This window comes from Halomonas sp. B23F22_3, from assembly GCF_043496965.1.
In the GTDB taxonomy this organism is placed as follows: Bacteria; Pseudomonadota; Gammaproteobacteria; order Pseudomonadales; family Halomonadaceae; genus Halomonas.
The window spans coordinates 170,510-188,983 of the sequence record NZ_JBIEKG010000007.1; the positions used below are offsets into that span (position 1 = coordinate 170,510).

An 18,474-nucleotide genomic window follows, 5' to 3' on the forward strand; every position below is an offset into this window, starting at 1 on the left:
AGGATACGCCACCGGCGCCCTGGGGCGCCGGTGGGATGGTACGTGTAAGTCGACGAGGTTTACTCGCCGGCCCCCTCCGCCTTGGCCTTCTGGCGCAGGCGGATGTTGAGCTCCTTGAGCTGCTCGCCGCTCACCTCGCCCGGCGCCTCGGTCAGCAGGCAGGAGGCGCTCTGGGTCTTCGGGAAGGCGATCACCTCGCGGATGGTCTTGGCGCCGCTCATCAGCATCACCAGGCGGTCGAGGCCGAAGGCCAGGCCGCCGTGGGGCGGTGCGCCGTACTGCAGGGCGTCGAGCAGGAAGCCGAACTTCTCGCGGGCCTCCTCCTGATCGATGCCCAGCACCTCGAGCACGGTCTGCTGCATCGCCTGGTCGTGGATACGGATCGAGCCGCCGCCGAGCTCGGTGCCGTTGAGCACCATGTCGTAGGCGCGCGAGAGCGCCCCTGCCGGGTGAGACTTGAGCGTCTCGACGTCGCAGGACGGCGCGGTGAACGGGTGGTGCAGCGCCTGCAGGCGCGCGTTGCCGTCCTCCTCGAACATCGGGAAGTCGACCACCCACAACGGGGACCACTCGGCGGTATAGAGGTCCAGGTCCTCGCCGAGGCGAACGCGCAGCGCGCCCAGGGCCTCGTTGACGATGCGCGCCTTGTCCGCGCCGAAGAAGATGATGTCGCCATCCTCGGCACCGACCCGGTCGAGCAGCGTCTCGACCACGCCTTCCATGAACTTGACGATCGGCGACTGCAGCCCCTCGATGCCCTTGGCACGCTCGTTGACCTTGATCCAGGCCAGGCCGCGGGCGCCGTAGATGCCGACGAACTTGGTGTACTCGTCGATCTCCTTGCGCGACAGCTTGGCGCCGCCGGTCACCTTGAGGGCGGCCACGCGGCCGTCATCGGCGTTGGCCGGGCCGGAGAAGACCTTGAAGTCGACGCCCTTCATCAGGTCGTCGACGTCGGTCAGCTCCAGCGGGATGCGCAGGTCCGGCTTGTCGGAACCGAAGCGGCTCATGGCCTCGGCGTAGGGCATGCGCGGGAACTCGGGCAGCTCGACGCTCAGCACCTGCTGGAACAGCTGGCGGATCATCGACTCGGTGATCCCCATGATGTCCTCCTCCTCGACGAAGGAGGCCTCGATGTCGATCTGGGTGAACTCCGGCTGGCGATCGGCGCGCAGGTCCTCGTCGCGGAAGCACTTGGCGATCTGATAGTAGCGATCGAAGCCGGATACCATCAGCAGCTGCTTGAAGAGCTGCGGCGACTGCGGCAGGGCGAAGAAGCTGCCCGGGTGCGTGCGGCTCGGCACCAGGTAGTCGCGGGCGCCCTCGGGGGTGGCGCGGGTCAGGATCGGGGTCTCGATGTCCAGGAAGCCCTGTTCCTCGAGGAAGGCGCGCACGCTGTGGGAGATCTTAGAGCGCAGGCGTAGCTTGTCGATCATCTCCGGGCGGCGCAGGTCGATGTAGCGGTGCTTGAGGCGCACCTCCTCGCCCACCTTGCCGTGCTCGTCGAGCTGGAACGGCGGCGTGGCGGCGGTGTTGAGGACCTCGACCTCCTTGGCCAGCACCTCGATCAGCCCGGTGGGCATGTTCGGGTTCTGGGTGCCTTCCGGGCGCAGCCGGATCCGGCCCTGGATGCGCAGCACGTACTCGCTGCGGGCGCGGTCGGCGTTGGCGAAGGCCTCGGCGGTATCGGGGTCCACCACGACCTGGGCGATGCCGTCGCGATCGCGCATGTCGAGGAAGATGACGCCCCCGTGGTCACGGCGGCGATGGACCCAGCCGCACAGGGTGACCGTCTGGTCCACCAGGGTCTCGTTGAGCTGGCCGCAATAATGGCTGCGCATGTCGTATCCTGTTCTGTTGCGTGAAGTGGTGAAAAGGCAGCGCGGGCGGCTCAGGCGACCGCTCCGTCCTTGCCGGGTGCCGCGGCGGTCTGGCCGCCCTCGCTGCCACCGGCCAGGTTCTTCTTGCTGCCGGTCTTGAAATCGGTCTCGTACCAGCCGCCGCCGGCCAGCCGGAAGCCCGCTGCGGAGATCAGGCGATCGAGCTCGGCCGCGTCGCAGGCCGGGCAGTCCGTCAGCGGCGCGGCGCTGATCTTCTGCAGCTTCTCCAGGCGGTGGCCGCAGGCCTTGCACTCGTATTCGTAGATGGGCATGGTTTGCTCACTCCCGATATCTGTCATGTCCCACGGGGCAAGCGCTTGCCGGGCATTCGCCGGGCCGCGCTGGCGCGGTACGATATAGGGCCGGCCCGCGGATAATCCAAGCCTGCCTCGAAAGCCGGGTATTATAGCCTGCCGCGCCCTGCCAGGCCCAGCCCCGGCAGGACGCGACCTCCGATGCGGCCGACTCGACAAGGAACCTGCCATGAAAGCCGTCATTCTCGACGCCGCCAGCCTCGGGCCAGGCATCGACCTGACCCCGATTCGCCAGCACCTCGACGCTCTGGACGTGCATGAGTCCACGGCGCGCGAGCAGCTCGCCTCGCGCCTCGCCGGTGCCGAGGTCGCCATCGTCAACAAGGTGGTGCTCGACGGGGACACCCTCGCGGCGCTGCCCGGGCTGAAGCTGATCTGCGTGCTGGCCACCGGTACCAACAACATCGACATGGCCGCCGCCGAGCGCCTGGGCATCGCCGTGCGCAACGTCACCGCCTACGGCACCGCCAGCGTGGCCCAGCACACCCTGATGCTGATGCTCGCCCTGGCCACCCGCCTGCCCCGCTACCAGCGCGACGTGGCCGAGGGCCGCTGGGGCGAGAGCCCCTTCTTCTGTCTGATGGATCACACCACCCTGCAGCTGGAGGGCAAGCGCCTGGTGATCGTCGGCCAGGGGGAGCTGGGCTCCAAGGTGGCCCGCCTCGCCCAGGCCTTCGGCATGCACGTCGACTTCGCGGCGCGTCCCGGCAACGAGGCGCACGACAGTCGGCCGAGCCTTGGCGAGCTGGCCCCCGAGGCGGACGTGATCAGCCTGCACTGCCCGCTCACCGAGGCCACCCACCACCTGGTCGACGCCGACCTGCTGGCGACCCTGAAGCCCGGCGCGCTGCTGATCAACTGCGCCCGGGGCGGCATCATCGATGAGCAGGCCGCCCTCGCGGCCCTGCGCGAGGCACGCCTCGGCGGGCTCGCGGTCGATGTGTTGCCGACGGAGCCGCCCCGCGACGGCCACCCGCTGCTCGACGCCCTGAACGAGCCGCTCAACCTGATCGTCACCCCCCACAATGCCTGGATCACCCCCGAGGCTCGCCAGCGCATCGTGACCCTGACCGCCGACCACCTGCGCCACTGGCAGGCCGACTGATTGCAAGAGGACGACATGCTGCACAATTTCGGGTCCATCAACCTCGATCACTTCTATCGCGTATCCCATCTGGTGAGACCCGGCGAGACCCTGGCCAGCCGCGACTACCGCGTCGGCCTTGGCGGCAAGGGGGCCAACCAGTCCCTGGCCATGGCCCGCGCCGGCGGACGGGTCAGCCACTGGGGGCGGCTGAACCACCGCGATGGCTGGGCCCGCGAGCTGCTCGCCGAGGCCGGCGTGGAGGTCGCCGGCATCGCGCTGGTCGACACGCCCAGCGGCCATGCCGTCATCCAGGTGGATGACCAGGGCGAGAACGCCATCATCCTGTTCCCCGGGGCCAACCACGGCTTCGATGCGGATGACCTCGCGACGCGCCTCGCGTCGACCACGCCCGGCGACTGGCTGCTGGCCCAGAACGAGACCAACGCCCTGCCCCAGGTGCTGGAGCAGGCCGCCGAGCGCGGGCTGCGGGTCGCCTTCAATCCCGCGCCCATGGGGGCCGAGGTGCTGTCGCTGCCCCTGTCCGGCTGTGCGCTGCTGTTCGTCAATCGCGGCGAGGCGGCCTGGCTGGCCGGCGTCGACGAGGGCGCCGAGCCCGAGGCGTTGCTGGAGGGCCTCGCCCGGCGCCTGCCGGACACCGATACCGTGCTGACCATGGGCGGCGACGGCGCCTGGTTCCAGGGCGGCGGAGAGCGCCACTTCCAGCCGGCACTGCCGGTGGCGCCGCGGGACACCACCGCGGCCGGCGATACCTTCATCGGCTACTATATGACGGCCCTGCAGGAAGGCCGGGGCGTGACCGAGTGCCTCAGGCTCGCCGCCACGGCCGCCGCCCTGGGCGTGCAGGTCGAGGGCGCCGCCGAGAGCATCCCCGCCCGCGACGCGGTCGAGCGCGCCCTGCGCGACGGCCCCGAGGCACGCTGATCCGTCCGCCCAACAAGGAAAGGAGCCCCACCGTGACGCATCCGATCATCTTCGATACCGACCCGGGCGTCGACGACGCCCAGGCCATCGCCATCGCCCTGCGCCATCCCGAGATCGAGCTGCTGGGCATGACAACCACCTACGGCAACGTCGATGTGGAGACCGCCACCCACAACGCCCTGCTGCTGGCCGAGCTGGCCGGGCAGGAGATCCCCGTCGCCCAGGGCGCGGCGGGGCCAATGGTCAAGGAGCGCCATCCGCCGCCGGCCCACATCCACGGCGCCAACGGCCTGGGCGACATCGCCCTGCCGCCGGTCACGGGCCGGGCCGAGGGCGTGAGCGCGGCGCAGTTCATCGTCGACACCGTGAATGCCCGGCCCGGCGAGGTCACGCTGGTCGCCGTCGGGCCGGTGGGCAACCTGGCCGCCGCCCTGCAGCTCGACCCGGGCATCATCGACCGGGTGAAGCACGTGGTGATCATGGGGGGCTCGATCCGCGAGGGTGGCAACGTCAGCCCGGTGGCCGAGGCCAACATGTTCAACGACCCGGACGCCGCGGCCCGGGTGCTGACCGCCGGCTGGCCGCTGACGCTGGTCGGCCTGGACGTCACCCACCGCTGCGTGCTGACCGATGATCACATGGCGCGCATCGAGGCGGGCCAGGGGGAGCTTGGCAAGGTACTGGCGGGCAGCTTCGCCTTCTACCGGGACTTCTACCGCGAGGCGCTGGGGATCGACGGCTGCTGCCCCCATGACAGCTGCGCCCTGGCCTGGCTGCTGCGCCCGGAGCTCTTCACCACGGCGCGGGGCCACCTGACCGTGGCGACCGACGGCGACGCCGAGGGGCAGACCATCTTCGCCCCCGAGGGGCGTGGCTTCATCGAGGCGCGCTGGTCGCGTACGCCGCTCGTGGAGGTGTGCCTGGGCGTCGACGGCGCGGGCGTCAGCGACTGGATCGCCGACACCCTGGCCTGAGCGCCGCGCCCCGGCGGCCGCCGGGGCGCCTAGTTCTGCTCCACCGGGCCCGCGCGCCCGCTATGGTCGTGAGGGAATGGCCGGCCTAGCCGGTGCGAAAGTCATCCGGGGCGTGGGTCTCGATCACCTCGAACTCCACGTGGGTGACCCGCGCCCCCTCCGGCCCCTTCCAGAGCCACTCGGCCAGGCGCTTGACCGCCTCGCGCTCACCGCACATCAGCACCTCCACCCGGCCGTCCGGCAGGTTGATCGCATGGCCGGTGATCCTGGCCCTGAGGGCCTGCTCCTGGGTCGCCCGGCGGTACCACACTCCCTGCACCTTGCCGGTCACCAGCGCCTTCGCGCAGCACGTGTCCATGGTCGTCTCCTGATGATCGCGATGGGATGCCCTCCTTTCTACCAGTCCGGCCGTCGTCGCCGCCAGTGCGGGGCGCCTTCTCGCTAACCGCGCCTGGCCACTTCCCGTCCCGAGGCCGATGCCCTAGGCTTAGCGGTATCCCCGGACGCCTTTCGGCCACAAGCCGACCGCGGCCGAGGATCGCCCTACCCGGGCAACCATCACCACAACAATCATCCTCACGAGGGAGTCACGTCATGCCGGTCTTCGACCACCCCGAGTTCGATCATCACCAGCAGATCGTCTTCGGCAGCGACGAGGCGAGCGGCCTGCGCGCCATCATCGCCATCCACGACACCACCCGCGGCCCCGCCCTGGGCGGCCTGCGCATCTTCCCCTATGCAAGCGACGCCGAGGCCCTCACCGACGTGCTGCGCCTCTCCCGCGGCATGAGCTACAAGTCGGCGCTGGCGGACCTGCCGCTGGGCGGCGGCAAGGCGGTGATCATCGCCGATCCTCGCCGACACAAGACTCCCGAGCTGCTGCGCGCCATGGGGCGCCTGGTCGACTCCCTCGGCGGGGCCTACATCACCGCCGAGGACTCGGGCTCCAGCGAGGACGACATGCGCCTGATCGCCGAGGCCACCGAGCACGTGGGCGGCCTGCCCCGCCACGGTCAGGCCTCCGGCGATCCCTCGCCCTTCACGGCCTGGGGCGTTTACTGCGCGCTGAGAAGCGCCGTGCGTCACCGCCTGGGGCGTGACGACCTGACCGGCCTGCGCGTCGCGGTGCAGGGCGTCGGTCACGTCGGTGCCCACCTGGCCCGTCACCTGCACGCGGCGGGCGCCCGGCTGGTGCTGACCGACGTCGACGCCGCGGCGCTGGCCCATCTCGCCGAGGAGCTCGGCGCCGAGACCGTGGCGCCGGAGGCGATCGTCGATGCCGAGGTCGACGTCTTCGCCCCCTGCGCCCTGGGGGCCGCCCTGTCGGCCGGGGTGGTGGCGCGCCTGACGGCCACGGTCGTCTGCGGCGCCGCCAACAACCAGCTCGCCACCCCCGAGATGGCCCAGCGCCTGCAGGAGCGCGGCATCCTCTACACCCCGGACTACGTGGCCAACGCCGGCGGCGTGATCGAGATCGCCTGGCAGCGGCGCGACGACTACTCGCGCGAGGCGGTGATGGCGCATATCGAGGGCATCGGCACGACCCTCGACGAGATCTTCGCGCGGGCCGAGCGCGAGGGCCAGAGCCCGGCCATCGTCGCCGACGACCTGGCCCGGGAGCGCTTCCGCCCCGCCGGCTGAGTCTCGAGGAACGCACCCGGACAGGGCCAGTCAGTGGCCCGACGCAAGAAGGCCGGCAATCGCCGGCCTTCCTGTGTCTGCTGTGCGCGTGGGCCTGGAGCCCGGCTCCCTCAGGGCTCGACGATCTCGTGTCGCTCGAGCAGCTCATGGCGGACCAGCACCGCGGTATTGCGCGGCACCACGGGCCGCCCCCGAGCCAGCAGATGGCACTTGGTGAAGGCGGCCCCGAACAGCAGGATCAGCGAGCTGTAGTAGACCCACAGCAGGATCATCACCACCGAGCCCGCCGCGCCGTAGGTGGAGGCCGTGGCCGTGTAGGCCAGATAGATGGCGATGCCCAGACGGCCGATGGCGAACAGCACGGCAGTGACCACGGCGCCGACCAGCACGTCCTGCCAGCGCAGCACCACGTCCGGCAGCACCTTGAAGATGGTGGCGAAGAGCGCGGCGATCACCGCCAGCGACACCAGGAACTCGGCGGCGCGGGTCAGCATGCCCACATAGGGCAAGAGGTCGTCTCCCGCCTGCAGCACGGCGCGCACCACCACGCCGAGGACCAGCGAGACCAGCAGGATGAAGCCGATGGCGAGCACCACGGCCAGTGACAGCAGGCGGTTCTGGAGGAACTTGAGCGCGCTGTTGCTGCTGGGCCGCGCCGTGACGCCCCAGAGAGTATTGAGCGAGAACTGCATCTGGGCGAAGACGGTGGTCGCACCGACCAGCAGCGCCCCGACCCCGAGCAGCGTCGGCAGGAGGCCGGACTCCTGGATGCGCGACTGGGCGACCGCCTGCTCGATGGCGGCGGCGGCATCGTGGCCCATGGTATTCTGGAGCTGGGCGACGATCTGGCCCTGGGCGGCCTCCTCGCCGAGCACCACGCCGATCACCGTGACCGCGATGATCATCGTGGGGGCCAGGGAGAAGAGCGTGTAGAAGGCCAGCGAACCGGCGTAGCTGAAGGCGTTGCGTTCCAGCCAGAGCCGCACGGCGTCCTGCATCACGTTCCACCAGAAGCGTATCGCCTGGCGGATCCTCGTCACGTTTGGCTTGATCACTGTGTTCCCCGTGCCTGCGTCTTTTGCTTCAGCATACCCGAATGGACACCGCCACGCCGAGGCGCGGGGCGATTGCAGCGATCCGCGGGGCTGACCATAATGACCCGCCGCCCCCTTTCGCCCCTCCCGCCAGGAGCCTTCATGACCGCACGACCGGACGACAGCCCTGCCGACTTCGACTGTCTGGTGTTCATTGGCCGCTTCCAGCCGCCCCACCTGGGGCACCTGGCGGTGATTCGCGAGGCGCTGCGCCAGGCGAATCAGGTCATTGTACTGGTGGGGTCCGCCTGGCAGGCGCGCTCGCTGCGCAATCCCTGGCGCTACGAGGAGCGGCTGCGCATGCTGCGCAGCGCCTTCGAGGAGGAGGAGAACGCGCGCCTGAAGGTCGTGCCGCTGCTCGACGCCCTCTACAACAACGACGTCTGGGTGCGTGACGTGCAGCGCAAGGTACGCGATATCGCCAGCCCCGAACACGCGCGCCTGCCGCGCATCGGCCTGATCGGCGCCAGTCGCGGCCAGTCCAGCTACTATCTGTCGCTGTTTCCGCAGTGGGAGTCGGTGAGCGTGCCGCTGGTGGAGGGCATCTCGGCGAGCCGGATTCGCGAGCGGCTGTTCCGTTCGGCCGGCTCGGCGGAGGACTACCTGAGCACCCACGCGGCCCACGACCTGCCCCCCGGCGTGGTGGCGCGGGTCCGTACCTTCCTGGAGGAGACGACCTACGGCCAGCTGGTCGAGGAGCAGCACCTGCTCGACCAGTATCGCCAGGCCTGGGCCCAGGCCCCCTACCCGCCCATCTTCGTCACCGTCAACGCCGTGGTCGTGCAGTCCGGTCACGTGCTGCTGGTAAGACGCACCGCCGCGCCGGGCAAGGGCCTCTATGCGCTGCCCGGCGGCTTCATCAGCCCCCATGAGCGGCTGATGGACGCCTGCCTGAGAGAGCTTCGCGAGCGCGTGCGCCTCAAGGTGCCGGAGGCGGTGCTCAAGGGCTCGCTACGCGGCCAGCGCCTGTTCGACGAGCCGCACCGCAGCTGGCGCGGTCGGACCCTGGCCGAGGCCTTCTACTTCGCCCTGCGCCCCGAGCAGCAGCTGCCCCAGCTCAAGCCGGTCAAGGGCGGCGACCATGCCCGCTGGGTGCCGCTCGCCGACCTCGATCCCGAGAGCCTGTTCGAGGATCACTTCTTCATCATCCAGGATTTCCTGGGGCTGCCCGCCGACTTCGGCGGGCGTTGACCGTCACCGGCGAGCCAGTTGTCTTATAAATAAGGTCGGAATTTCCTGAGCGAGCGAAGAGTAGGTGGGGACGCCGAGTCCGGCCAACGCCGCAGCGCAACGACCGGAGTGCAGCCTGCTACATGAGGATCGTGACGATCCGACGCCTCGGCAGCGCCGGTGGTCGACATATCGAGCGCAGCTGGAAATCACACCGTTTTCAGGCCTGCAGGAAGTCCCGGGGCAGCTTCATCATCTGCCGCCACAGCTTCTCGACGCCGGGCTTGTGCACCAGCGAGCAGCGATAGAGGCGGATCTCCAGCGGCACGTCCCACTGCTCGTCGCCGGCGCGCACCAGGCGACCATCCTTGAGCTCCTGACGAATGCAGAAGTCGGGAATCCAGGCCATGCCCATGCCCTGCATCACCATGCCCTTGAGGCCCTCGGCCATGGCGGTCTCGTAGACGGTGCGCAGGCGCATCCGGACCGGGTCGTTCTTGAGCAGCATGCGTACGGTGCGGCCCAGGAAGGCGCCCTGGGTATAGGCCAGGTAGGGAATCGATTCCTGGCCCTCGAGGGGGAAGCGCGGCGTGCCCTGCTCGTCGGGCAGGCAGACCGGCAACATCTTCACCTGGCCGATGGAGAAGGAGGGAAAGACCTCGGCGTCCAGCTGCATGCTGGCGTAAGGGTCATAGTAGGCCAGCATCAGGTCGCAGTTGCCCTCGCGCAGCACGTGGATCGCATCGCCCACGTTCATGGCGACCAGTCGTGTGGGCAGCTCGCCGAGGCCCTGCTGCAGGCGGGAGATCCACTGCGGGTAGAAGCTCAGGGCCAGGGAGTGAGCGGCGACGATGTCCAGCGCCTCGTTGGCCATGGCCAGGCCACGCAGGTGGCCGAGGCTCTCGTTGAGCTGCTCGACGATGTTGCGCGCGGTGACCAGGAACAGCTGCCCTTCCGGGGTCAGGTCCACCGGCGTCGTGGAGCGGTCGACCAGGGTCACGCCCACCGCCTGCTCCAGGGAACGGATGCGTCGACTGAAGGCCGGCTGGGTGACGTGCCGCTGACGGGCCGAGCCCGAGAAGCTGCGCGTGCTGGCCAGGGCGACGAAGTCTTCCAGCCATTTGGTCTCGAGGTTCACCAGGACTCCCCAGGATATCGGAATGCCTGCCCCCCGACGGGGAGCTTTTGAAGCACGCTAATGTACCCCAGCCGGGAGCGCGACCCAAGCCGCGTCACTGGATCGGCGAGAGCAGGTAGGCCGCCCGGGAGAGCAGCTTGCGCCACAGCGGCCGACGGGTGAGCTCCTCCAGGGTGACGCGTCGGCAGTCGCTGAAGTCGCGCTCGAGCATCTGGCAGACCTCGGCGGCGAAGCGCCGGTCGGGCACCACGGCGGTGATCTCGAAGTTGAGGCGAAACGAGCGGTTGTCGAGGTTCACCGTGCCGACACAGGCGGCGACGTCATCGATCAGCATCACCTTCTGGTGCAGGAAGCCCGGCTGGTAGCGGTAGACCTTGACCCCGGTACGCAGCATGTCGGGCAGGAAGGAGAACGCCGAGAGGAAGACCAGCAGGTGGTCGGGGCGCTCGGGCATCATGATCCTCACGTCCACCCCGCGCATGGCGGCCAGGCGCAGGGCGTCCTGCACGCCCTGGTCGGGCACGAAGTAGGGGCTGGTCAGCCAGAGCCGCTCATGGGCGCTGTGGATCGCGTGCTGCACCAGCAGGCTCGCCGTTTCCAGGTGATCCGCCGGGCCCGAGGGCACGATCACCACGCTCTGGCTCTCGTCCTCGCCGTCGTCCCGGTCGGCGGCGGCATGGGGCACGGGGGTCCAGGTGAGCGAGATCATCTCGCCGGTGGCCCAGTGCCAGTCCTCCCAGAAGGCCTCCTGCAGGCCCAGCACGCTGGGGCCGCTGAGCTTCAGGTGGGTGTCGCGCCAGTGGCCGAGTCGCGGGTTCTCGCCCAGGTACTCCGTGCCGACGTTGAAGCCGCCGATCCAGCCCTCGCGCCCGTCCACCACCAGCACCTTGCGGTGATTGCGGAAGTTGAGCTGGAAGCGATGCTTCAGTCCCCGGGAGGAGCGGAAGGCACTCACCTCCACGCCGGCCTGGCGCAGGTCGCGCAGGTAGCGCTCGGGAAGGCTGTGGGAGCCGATCTCATCGAAGAGGAAGCAGACCCGCACTCCCCGCTCGGCGGCGCGCTGCAGGCGCTGCTTGAGGTCCACGCCCAGGGCGTCATCGCGGACGATGAAGAACTGGATGAGGATGTACTCCTCGGCGGCGTCGATGCCGGCGAACAGGCTCTCGAAGGTGGCCTCGCCGTCGACCAGCAGCTGTGCCCAATTGCCCCTGGTGAGCGGCATCAGGGCGAGCTGCTCCACGGCGCGGATGTCGGCATTGCTGGCGGATGAGAGGTAGGGTTCGAAGCGGTCCCGGTAGCGGTGCAGCTGGCGGCGCAGCACGCTGTCCCGCTCGCCTCGGGCCAGCACGTAGCCATAGAAGCGCGGACGGCCGAAGATCCAGTAGGCCGGCACAGCCAGGTAGGGCATGGTCAAAAGCGAGATGATCCAGGCGATGGCGCCCTGAGAGGTGCGTGCCGACATCAGGGCCAGCACGGCCGATAGGATGCCCAGCACATACGTCAGGAAGATGGCCAGGCCGATCAGCCAGGAAGTCATGGTCGGATCCCCGTTCCGTGGGACGACGGCGTGGCCGTCCGAAAACACAAAGTCCTGATGCCTACCCTCCCAGCATACCCCCAACGGCGACGGCCCCACCAGATGGCGGGGCCGTCGATAAGAGGCAAAGGAAGATCAGGCGCGTTCGGCGATGATCTCCTTCCACTTGGCCGGGCCGGTCTGGTGCACCGAGGTGCCCTGGCTGTCGACCGCCACGGTCACCGGCATGTCCTCGACCTCGAACTCATAGATCGCCTCCATGCCGAGGTCCTCGAAGCCCACCACGCGGGCCTGCTTGATCGCCTGGGCGACCAGGTAGGCGGAGCCGCCCACGGCCATCAGGTAGACCGCCTGGTTGTCGCGGATAGCCTCGATGGCCGCCTCGCCCCGCTCGGCCTTGCCGACCATGCCCAAGAGGCCGGTCTCCTCGAGCATGGTGCGAGTGAACTTGTCCATGCGCGTGGCGGTGGTCGGACCGGCCGGCCCGACCACCTCGTCGCGCACCGGATCCACCGGGCCCACGTAGTAGATGAAGCGGCCCTGCATGTCCACGGGCAGCGGCTCGCCCTTGCCGATCATGTCGACCATGCGCTTGTGGGCGGCATCGCGGCCGGTGAGCAGCTTGCCGTTGAGCAGCAGGGTGTCGCCGGGCTGCCAGGTCTTGACCTCCTCCGGCGTCACGCGGTCCAGATCGACGCGCTTGACGTTGTCGCCCGCCTCGCGGGTGATCTCCGGCCAGTCCTCGAGCTTCGGTGCGGGCAGTGCCGCGGGGCCGGAGCCGTCCAGGGTGAAGTGCGCGTGGCGGGTGGCGGCGCAGTTGGGGATGATCGCCACCGGCTTGTTGGCGGCGTGGGTCGGATAGTCCTTGACCTTGATGTCGAGCACCGTGGTCAGCCCGCCCAGCCCCTGGGCGCCGATGCCGCTCTTGTTGACCTTGTCGAACAGCTCCAGGCGCAGCTCCTCGGCCCGATTGGCGGGGCCGCGCGCCTGCAGGTCCTGGATGTCGATGGGATCGAGCAGCGCCTCCTTGGCGATCTCCATGGCCTTCTCGGCGGTGCCGCCGATGCCGATGCCCAGCATGCCCGGCGGACACCAGCCGGCGCCCATCTTGGGCAGCTGCTCCATCACCCAGTCGACCACGCTGTCCGACGGGTTGAGCATGGCGAACTTGGACTTGGCCTCGCTGCCGCCGCCCTTGGCCGCCACGTGCACCTCGACGGTGTCGCCGGGCACCAGCTTGTGGTGGATCACCGCGGGGGTGTTGTCCTTGGTGTTGGCGCGCTTGCCGTCGGGGTCAGCCAGCACCGAGGCGCGCAGCACGTTATCCGGCAGCTGATAGGCGCGACGCACGCCCTCGTTGATCATGTCGTCGAGGCTCATGTCGGCCTCGAAGCGGACGTTCATGCCGACATGCACGAAGACCGTGACGATGCCGGTGTCCTGGCAGATCGGACGCTTGCCGAAGGCACACATCCGCGAGTTGATCAGAATCTGGGCGATCGCGTCCTTGGCTGCCGGGTTCTCCTCCCGATCGTAGGCCGCGGCCATGGCGTCGATGAAGTCCTTCGGATGGTAATAGGAGATGTACTGCAGGGCATCGGCGACGCTCTGGATCAGATCGTCCTGGCGAATCACGGTCATGGGCAAGGAGCTCCTTGGCGTTGTCGGCATGCCTACCTGCGCTCTGAGATGGCGCTTCGGTGGGCCTGAACGGCGGGCATTATACTCTACCGTCGCGGCTGTCGACATTCTCGCCAAAGGTAGGAGCTGAGCTTAGTCACGAAAATAGATAACGGTATAAAGATGGGTATGTACCTATGCATCATGGAGCTGGCTGACATAGGGGGCAGAAGTAGAGTCGCCGCGAGGCCACCGCGGTGCGCACGATCGTCGCCCCGCAGGCGTGACACGCCAGGCCGTCGCGCTCGAACACGGCGAAGCGCCTGCGACGTCGGGAGGCGCCTCGGGCGCGATCGGCACTCGCCCACTCGGCTCGATTGGTCACCCCGGCCTCGTCGTAGGCCTGGCGGGTTACCGCGAGGATGCACTGCGCCAGGCGCGACAGCCCCTCCTCCGCCAGCGCCTGGGGACGCGACCGGTGATGGAGCCCGGCGAAGAACAGGATCTCGGAGCGCAGGTAGTTGCCGATGCCGGCGAACAGCGACTGGTCGAGCAGCAGTCCGCCCAGGCCCCGGCGGCGAAACCGTGGCTCGAGCAGGCGCGCCGTGGCCTGCCCTTCCGTCACCCCGTGGGTGAGCAGATCCGGGCCGAGACGCGACAGGAACGGGTGCTCGTCGAGCCGCTCGGCGTCCCACAGCGAGACATCCGAGGCGCTGTAGAGGCTCGCCGCCCTGCCCTCGGCCACCAGCCGCACCCGCAGCGAGCGGTTGGTATCCGGCTCGCGCTCGGCATCGTGCAGCTTCCAGACGCCGTAGAGCTGGTTGTGGGAATAGAGCACGCGGCCGTCGTCGAAGCGGGTCAGCAGCGCCTTGCCCCAGCTGTCGACGGCGCTCACTTGGCGTCCGACCAGCGAGGCGGCCTGCCCCGCCAGCTCCGGAAACGCGAACCAGGCGTCCTCGAGGCTCCGGCCGGCGAGCTGGCGATGCACGCGGTCGGCGGCGCGCCGGATCTCGGGGCCTTCAGGCATGCGGAAACCTCGATAAGGGTGAGCGAGAAGCGCCGGTCACCGGGAAAGCCTGGAGCCTATCAGGCGGAACCCAGCATCAGCTGACGCTCCTTGAGGGCGTGAAGGCGATCGCGCAGGCGGGCCGCCTCCTCGAACTCCAGGTTCTGCGCCGCCTCGTGCATGCCATCCTCAACCCGGGCGACCTCCTTGAGCAGCTCCGTGGGCGACAGCTCGGCGGGATCGTAGACCGCTTCGCGCTCGGCAACCTTGCGCTCGCCGCGGCGCCCCTTGCCCTTCTTGCCGGGGGCCTGGGCGGCCTCCATGATGTCGGCGACCGAACGGGTCACGGTGGTCGGCGTGATGCCGTGGGCCTCGTTATGGGCGATCTGCTTGGCGCGACGCCGCTCCGTCTCCTCCATGGCCCGGCGCATGGAGTCGGTGACCCGGTCACCGTAGAGGATCGCCTTGCCGTGGGCGTTGCGCGCGGCACGACCCATGGTCTGGATCAGCGAGCGCTCGTTGCGCAGGAAGCCCTCCTTGTCGGCATCGAGGATCGCCACCAGCGATACCTCAGGAATATCGAGCCCCTCGCGCAGCAGGTTGATCCCCACCAGCACGTCGAACTTGCCCAGGCGCAGGTCGCGGATGATCTCCACGCGCTCCACGGTGTCGATGTCCGAGTGCAGGTAGCGCACCCGCACGTCGTGCTCGTCCAGGTACTCGGTCAGGTCCTCGGCCATGCGCTTTGTCAGGGTGGTCACCAGTACCCGCTCGCCCACCTCGGTGCGCATGCGGATCTCGGAGAGCAGGTCGTCGACCTGGGTGGTGGCCGGGCGCACCTCGATCTCCGGATCGAGCAGGCCGGTCGGCCGCACCACCTGCTCGACCACCTGGCCGGCGTGCTGGGCCTCGTAGGGGCCGGGGGTGGCGGAGACAAAGATCGTCTGCGGACAGATGCGCTCCCACTCCTCGAACTTCATCGGGCGGTTATCGAGCGCCGAGGGCAGTCGGAAGCCGTACTCCACCAGGGTCTCCTTGCGCGAGCGGTCGCCCTTGTACATGCCCCCCACCTGGGGAACGCTGACGTGGGACTCGTCGATGAACAGCAGCGCGTCGGCCGGCAGGTAGTCGAAGAAGGTGGGCGGCGGCGCGCCCGGGTCGCGCCCGGAGAGATAGCGCGAGTAGTTCTCGATGCCGTTGCAGTAGCCGAGCTCCAGCATCATCTCGATGTCGTAGAGGGTGCGCTGCTCCAGGCGCTGGGCCTCGACCAGCTTGTCCTGCTTGCGCAGCTGATCGAGGCGCGTGGAAAGCTCGGCCTTGATCTCGTCGATGGCGCCGAGGATGGTCTCCCGCGGCGTCACATAGTGCGACTTGGGGTAGATGGTCATGCGCGGCACCTTGCCTCGCACCTCGCCGGTGAGCGGGTCGAACAGGCTGATGGTGTCGATCTCGTCGTCGAAGAGCTCGACGCGCACCGCCTCGTCCTCGGCGTCGGCCGGGAAGATGTCGATCACGTCGCCGCGCACCCGGTAGGTGCCGCGCTTGAAGTCCATGTCGTTGCGGGTGTACTGCAGCTCCGCCAGGCGACGCAGGAGGGCGCGCTGATCGATCTGCTCGCCGCGGGTGAAGTGCAGGCGCATCTTCAGGTACTGGTCGGGATCACCCAGGCCGTAGATCGCCGAGACCGAGACCACGATGATCGCGTCGCGCCGCTCCAGCAGCGCCTTGGTGGCGGAGAGGCGCATCTGCTCGATATGGTCGTTGATCGAGGCATCCTTCTCGATGAAGGTGTCCGACGATGGCACGTAGGCCTCGGGCTGGTAGTAGTCGTAGTAGGAGACGAAGTACTCGACGGCGTTGTCGGGGAAGAACGACTTGAACTCCCCGTAGAGCTGCGCCGCCAGGGTCTTGTTGGGCGCCATCACGATGGTCGGGCGCTGCAGGCGCTCGACCACGTTGGCCATGGTGAAGGTCTTGCCCGAGCCGGTCACACCCAGCAGCGTCTGGTGGGCCAGCCCCGACTCGAGCCCGCCGATCAGGCCCTGGATGGCCGTGGGCTGATCTCCGGCCGGCTGGAACTTGGACTGCAGGCGAAAGGGCTTGCTCATGGCGGCTCCGATGGCGAACCGGACGCCGGCATGGCGCCCGGGAAGAAAGCGACGCCGGGCGCGGGTCAGGCGTCGGCGCGGATGGCGGTGCGCTGGTCAGCGAGGCGGGTCGAGACCTCCACGGTGGAGGTGGTCATCAGCCGGTGGATCGGGCACTTGTGGCTGATCTCCTCGAGTCGCGCCTGTTGCTCGGCGTCCTCGATGCCGTGGAAGGCCATCGCCACTTCGAGGCGATAGGTTCCATGGCGCTCCTGGCTGTCGTCGCGGTTGACCGTGACGCTCACTCCCTGAAGCGGCCACTGCTTGCGCCGGGCGTACATCATGGCGGTGATCGCCTTGCAGGCGCCCAGAGAGAGATCGAAGTAGTCGTGGGGGTCCGGGGCGCTGCTCTCGCCACCGTAGGCCTCGGGCACGTCGACGAAGAGATCCTCGAACCCGTCCAGCTCGACCCGCTGACGGTAGATATGGTTGCGCTCGCTGACGACTTCAATGGTCTTCTTCATGCCACCTCCGGATCACATGCCCTGGAACAGTCCCTCGCGCGACGACCGACAGGGCCGGTCGTCGCCGCTCACTTCACCTCGATGCCGAGCTTCAGTGCCTGGATCGCCTTGATCAGCGCCTCGCGGCGGGCCTTGCCTTCGACTTCGGCCCCGTGGCGACCGACCTCGACACTGTCGACGCCGTCGAGCATCATCAGGGCGGTGGTGATGCGGTTGACCTGGTCGGCGTTCTCGACACCCTGAAAGCTCAGTGACTGCTGGGCCATGGTCGGCTCCTGAGAGAAGTGAAAGGTGAATGGGAGCGGGCCCCGAGTCTAGCACGCCACCCAGGCACCCGGCAGCGCTTGCATTGCCGCCCCATCGCCCGCATCTAGCGCAGCATCATGCCCGACACCGAATCACGAGGAGCCCCGCAGATGAAGGATTGGATCGCTGCCACCGGCGCCCGGCAGGAAGCCGGCGATCGCGTGACGTTCGAGACGCCCGCGGCGCCCCGGCTCGCCCTGGAGGCCAGGGTGATGACGCCGCTCGCCCACCTCGGGGTGCTCGACATCGAGGGCGCCGATGCCGAGCGTTTCCTGCAGGGCCAGACCAGCGCCCAGGTATCGCTGGCCGACGGCGCCTTCGCCCCGCTGACCTGCTTCTGCACCCCCAAGGGACGCGTGCTGGCCAACGCCCAGCTGCTGCGCATCGGTCCTACGCATTTCCGCCTGATCATGCATGCGAGCCTGGTGGCGTCGCTCGCCGAACACCTGGCGAAGTTCGCCGCCTTCTACCAGGCCGAGCTGCGCGTTCGCGACGACCTGGCCCTGCTCGGCCTGATCGGCCGCGAGGCCCCGGCGCTGGCCGAGGTACGTTTCGATGCCGCAGCCCCCCGCGCCTGGCATCAGGCCGGCGACGAGACGGTCCAGCTGCTGGCCCATCCCGGGCCGCGCCCTCGCCTGCTGGTCTGCCTGCCGGCCGAGCGCGTCGCCACGGAGTGGCAGTGGCTCGAGGAGCACGCCACGCCGGTCGACAACGCTGTCTGGCGGCTGCACGACATCCAGGCCGGGCTCGCCTGGCTCGACGCCGAGCAGCGCGACACCTACCTGCCGCAGATGATCAACTGGGAGGCGCTGGGCGGCATCAGCTTCAAGAAGGGCTGCTATACCGGCCAGGAGGTGGTCGCCCGGGCCCACTTCCGCGGTCAGGTCAAGAAGCGTCTGGTGCGGGCCCAGCTCGACGGCGGCCTGCTGCCGGAACCCGGCAGCGCCATCGAGGACACCAACGACAAGCGGCTCGGCGAGGTGCTGGGTGCCGAACTGGATGCTTACGGCGAGGCGGAAGTGCTGGCGGTGATGAGCATCAAGGAGCCCGCCCTGCCCCTGCGCTGCGCCGGCCAGAAGCTCAAGCTGCTGAAGTTGCCCTATGCGGTCGAACGGCTGGATCCGGAGGAGCTGGCGGCTCGCTAGGCCCTCCAA

The 18,474-nt window shown here is 68.8% G+C and carries 17 protein-coding genes; 6 read left to right on the forward strand and 11 right to left on the reverse strand.

Annotated elements, in window-relative coordinates; all coding sequences use genetic code 11:
- Positions 1–59: 59 nt before the first annotated feature.
- Both aspS and ACGTNG_RS16885 read right to left on the reverse strand, forming a co-directional pair.
- On the reverse strand, positions 60–1,841 hold the full coding sequence (gene aspS, locus ACGTNG_RS16880) for an aspartate--tRNA ligase (RefSeq protein ID WP_394797681.1): 1,782 nt from the start codon (positions 1,839–1,841) through the stop codon (positions 60–62).
- A gap of 50 nt (positions 1,842–1,891) precedes the next feature.
- The gene (locus ACGTNG_RS16885) at positions 1,892–2,152 is read right to left on the reverse strand and encodes an FmdB family zinc ribbon protein (RefSeq protein ID WP_394797682.1); all 261 of its coding nucleotides are present in this window, start codon (positions 2,150–2,152) and stop codon (positions 1,892–1,894) included.
- Between the two features lie 211 nt (positions 2,153–2,363).
- Between ACGTNG_RS16885 and ACGTNG_RS16890 the strand changes: the two genes are divergently transcribed.
- The 3 genes from ACGTNG_RS16890 to ACGTNG_RS16900 are packed head-to-tail and all read left to right on the forward strand — an operon-like array spanning position 2,364 to position 5,197.
- Complete coding sequence (locus ACGTNG_RS16890) at positions 2,364–3,299, forward strand: D-2-hydroxyacid dehydrogenase (protein WP_394797683.1); 936 nt, start codon at positions 2,364–2,366, stop codon at positions 3,297–3,299.
- 15 nt (positions 3,300–3,314) lie between these two features.
- The gene (locus ACGTNG_RS16895) at positions 3,315–4,223 is read left to right on the forward strand and encodes a ribokinase (RefSeq protein ID WP_394797684.1); all 909 of its coding nucleotides are present in this window, start codon (positions 3,315–3,317) and stop codon (positions 4,221–4,223) included.
- A gap of 32 nt (positions 4,224–4,255) precedes the next feature.
- Positions 4,256–5,197, forward strand: a complete 942-nt coding sequence (locus ACGTNG_RS16900) for a nucleoside hydrolase (protein ID WP_394797685.1) — start codon at positions 4,256–4,258, stop codon at positions 5,195–5,197.
- A gap of 85 nt (positions 5,198–5,282) precedes the next feature.
- Here ACGTNG_RS16900 and ACGTNG_RS16905 read toward each other — a convergent pair whose 3' ends face one another.
- Positions 5,283–5,555, reverse strand: a complete 273-nt coding sequence (locus ACGTNG_RS16905; protein WP_394797686.1) for an acylphosphatase — start codon at positions 5,553–5,555, stop codon at positions 5,283–5,285.
- A gap of 236 nt (positions 5,556–5,791) precedes the next feature.
- Here ACGTNG_RS16905 and ACGTNG_RS16910 point away from each other — a divergent pair, with 236 nt between their 5' ends.
- The gene (locus ACGTNG_RS16910; protein ID WP_394797687.1) at positions 5,792–6,838 is read left to right on the forward strand and encodes a Glu/Leu/Phe/Val family dehydrogenase; all 1,047 of its coding nucleotides are present in this window, start codon (positions 5,792–5,794) and stop codon (positions 6,836–6,838) included.
- Between the two features lie 110 nt (positions 6,839–6,948).
- Here the strand turns inward: ACGTNG_RS16910 and ACGTNG_RS16915 are convergent, their stop codons facing one another.
- Complete coding sequence (locus ACGTNG_RS16915) at positions 6,949–7,836, reverse strand: YihY/virulence factor BrkB family protein (RefSeq protein WP_394797738.1); 888 nt, start codon at positions 7,834–7,836, stop codon at positions 6,949–6,951.
- A gap of 198 nt (positions 7,837–8,034) precedes the next feature.
- Here ACGTNG_RS16915 and ACGTNG_RS16920 point away from each other — a divergent pair, with 198 nt between their 5' ends.
- Complete coding sequence (locus ACGTNG_RS16920) at positions 8,035–9,123, forward strand: bifunctional nicotinamide-nucleotide adenylyltransferase/Nudix hydroxylase (protein WP_394797688.1); 1,089 nt, start codon at positions 8,035–8,037, stop codon at positions 9,121–9,123.
- A 199-nt stretch (positions 9,124–9,322) separates the two neighbouring features.
- Here the strand turns inward: ACGTNG_RS16920 and ACGTNG_RS16925 are convergent, their stop codons facing one another.
- From ACGTNG_RS16925 to ACGTNG_RS16955, 7 genes are all read right to left on the reverse strand, one after another.
- A complete protein-coding gene (locus tag ACGTNG_RS16925; protein ID WP_394797689.1) occupies positions 9,323–10,240 on the reverse strand; it encodes a LysR substrate-binding domain-containing protein in 918 nt (305 codons plus the stop codon).
- 94 nt (positions 10,241–10,334) lie between these two features.
- On the reverse strand, positions 10,335–11,777 hold the full coding sequence (gene cls / locus ACGTNG_RS16930) for a cardiolipin synthase (RefSeq protein ID WP_394797690.1): 1,443 nt from the start codon (positions 11,775–11,777) through the stop codon (positions 10,335–10,337).
- A gap of 135 nt (positions 11,778–11,912) precedes the next feature.
- Entirely contained in the window at positions 11,913–13,418 is a 1,506-nt protein-coding gene (locus ACGTNG_RS16935) for a fumarate hydratase (RefSeq protein WP_394797691.1), read from the reverse strand.
- 181 nt (positions 13,419–13,599) lie between these two features.
- Entirely contained in the window at positions 13,600–14,424 is an 825-nt protein-coding gene (nei, locus tag ACGTNG_RS16940) for an endonuclease VIII (protein WP_394797692.1), read from the reverse strand.
- A gap of 59 nt (positions 14,425–14,483) precedes the next feature.
- Entirely contained in the window at positions 14,484–16,511 is a 2,028-nt protein-coding gene (gene uvrB / locus ACGTNG_RS16945) for an excinuclease ABC subunit UvrB (protein ID WP_394797693.1), read from the reverse strand.
- Positions 16,512–16,576: 65 nt separating this feature from the next.
- Complete coding sequence (locus ACGTNG_RS16950; RefSeq protein WP_394797694.1) at positions 16,577–17,014, reverse strand: OsmC family protein; 438 nt, start codon at positions 17,012–17,014, stop codon at positions 16,577–16,579.
- 68 nt (positions 17,015–17,082) lie between these two features.
- Complete coding sequence (locus ACGTNG_RS16955; RefSeq protein WP_394797695.1) at positions 17,083–17,280, reverse strand: hypothetical protein; 198 nt, start codon at positions 17,278–17,280, stop codon at positions 17,083–17,085.
- Between the two features lie 150 nt (positions 17,281–17,430).
- Here ACGTNG_RS16955 and ygfZ point away from each other — a divergent pair, with 150 nt between their 5' ends.
- The gene (gene ygfZ / locus ACGTNG_RS16960; protein ID WP_394797696.1) at positions 17,431–18,465 is read left to right on the forward strand and encodes a CAF17-like 4Fe-4S cluster assembly/insertion protein YgfZ; all 1,035 of its coding nucleotides are present in this window, start codon (positions 17,431–17,433) and stop codon (positions 18,463–18,465) included.
- Positions 18,466–18,474: the final 9 nt, after the last annotated feature.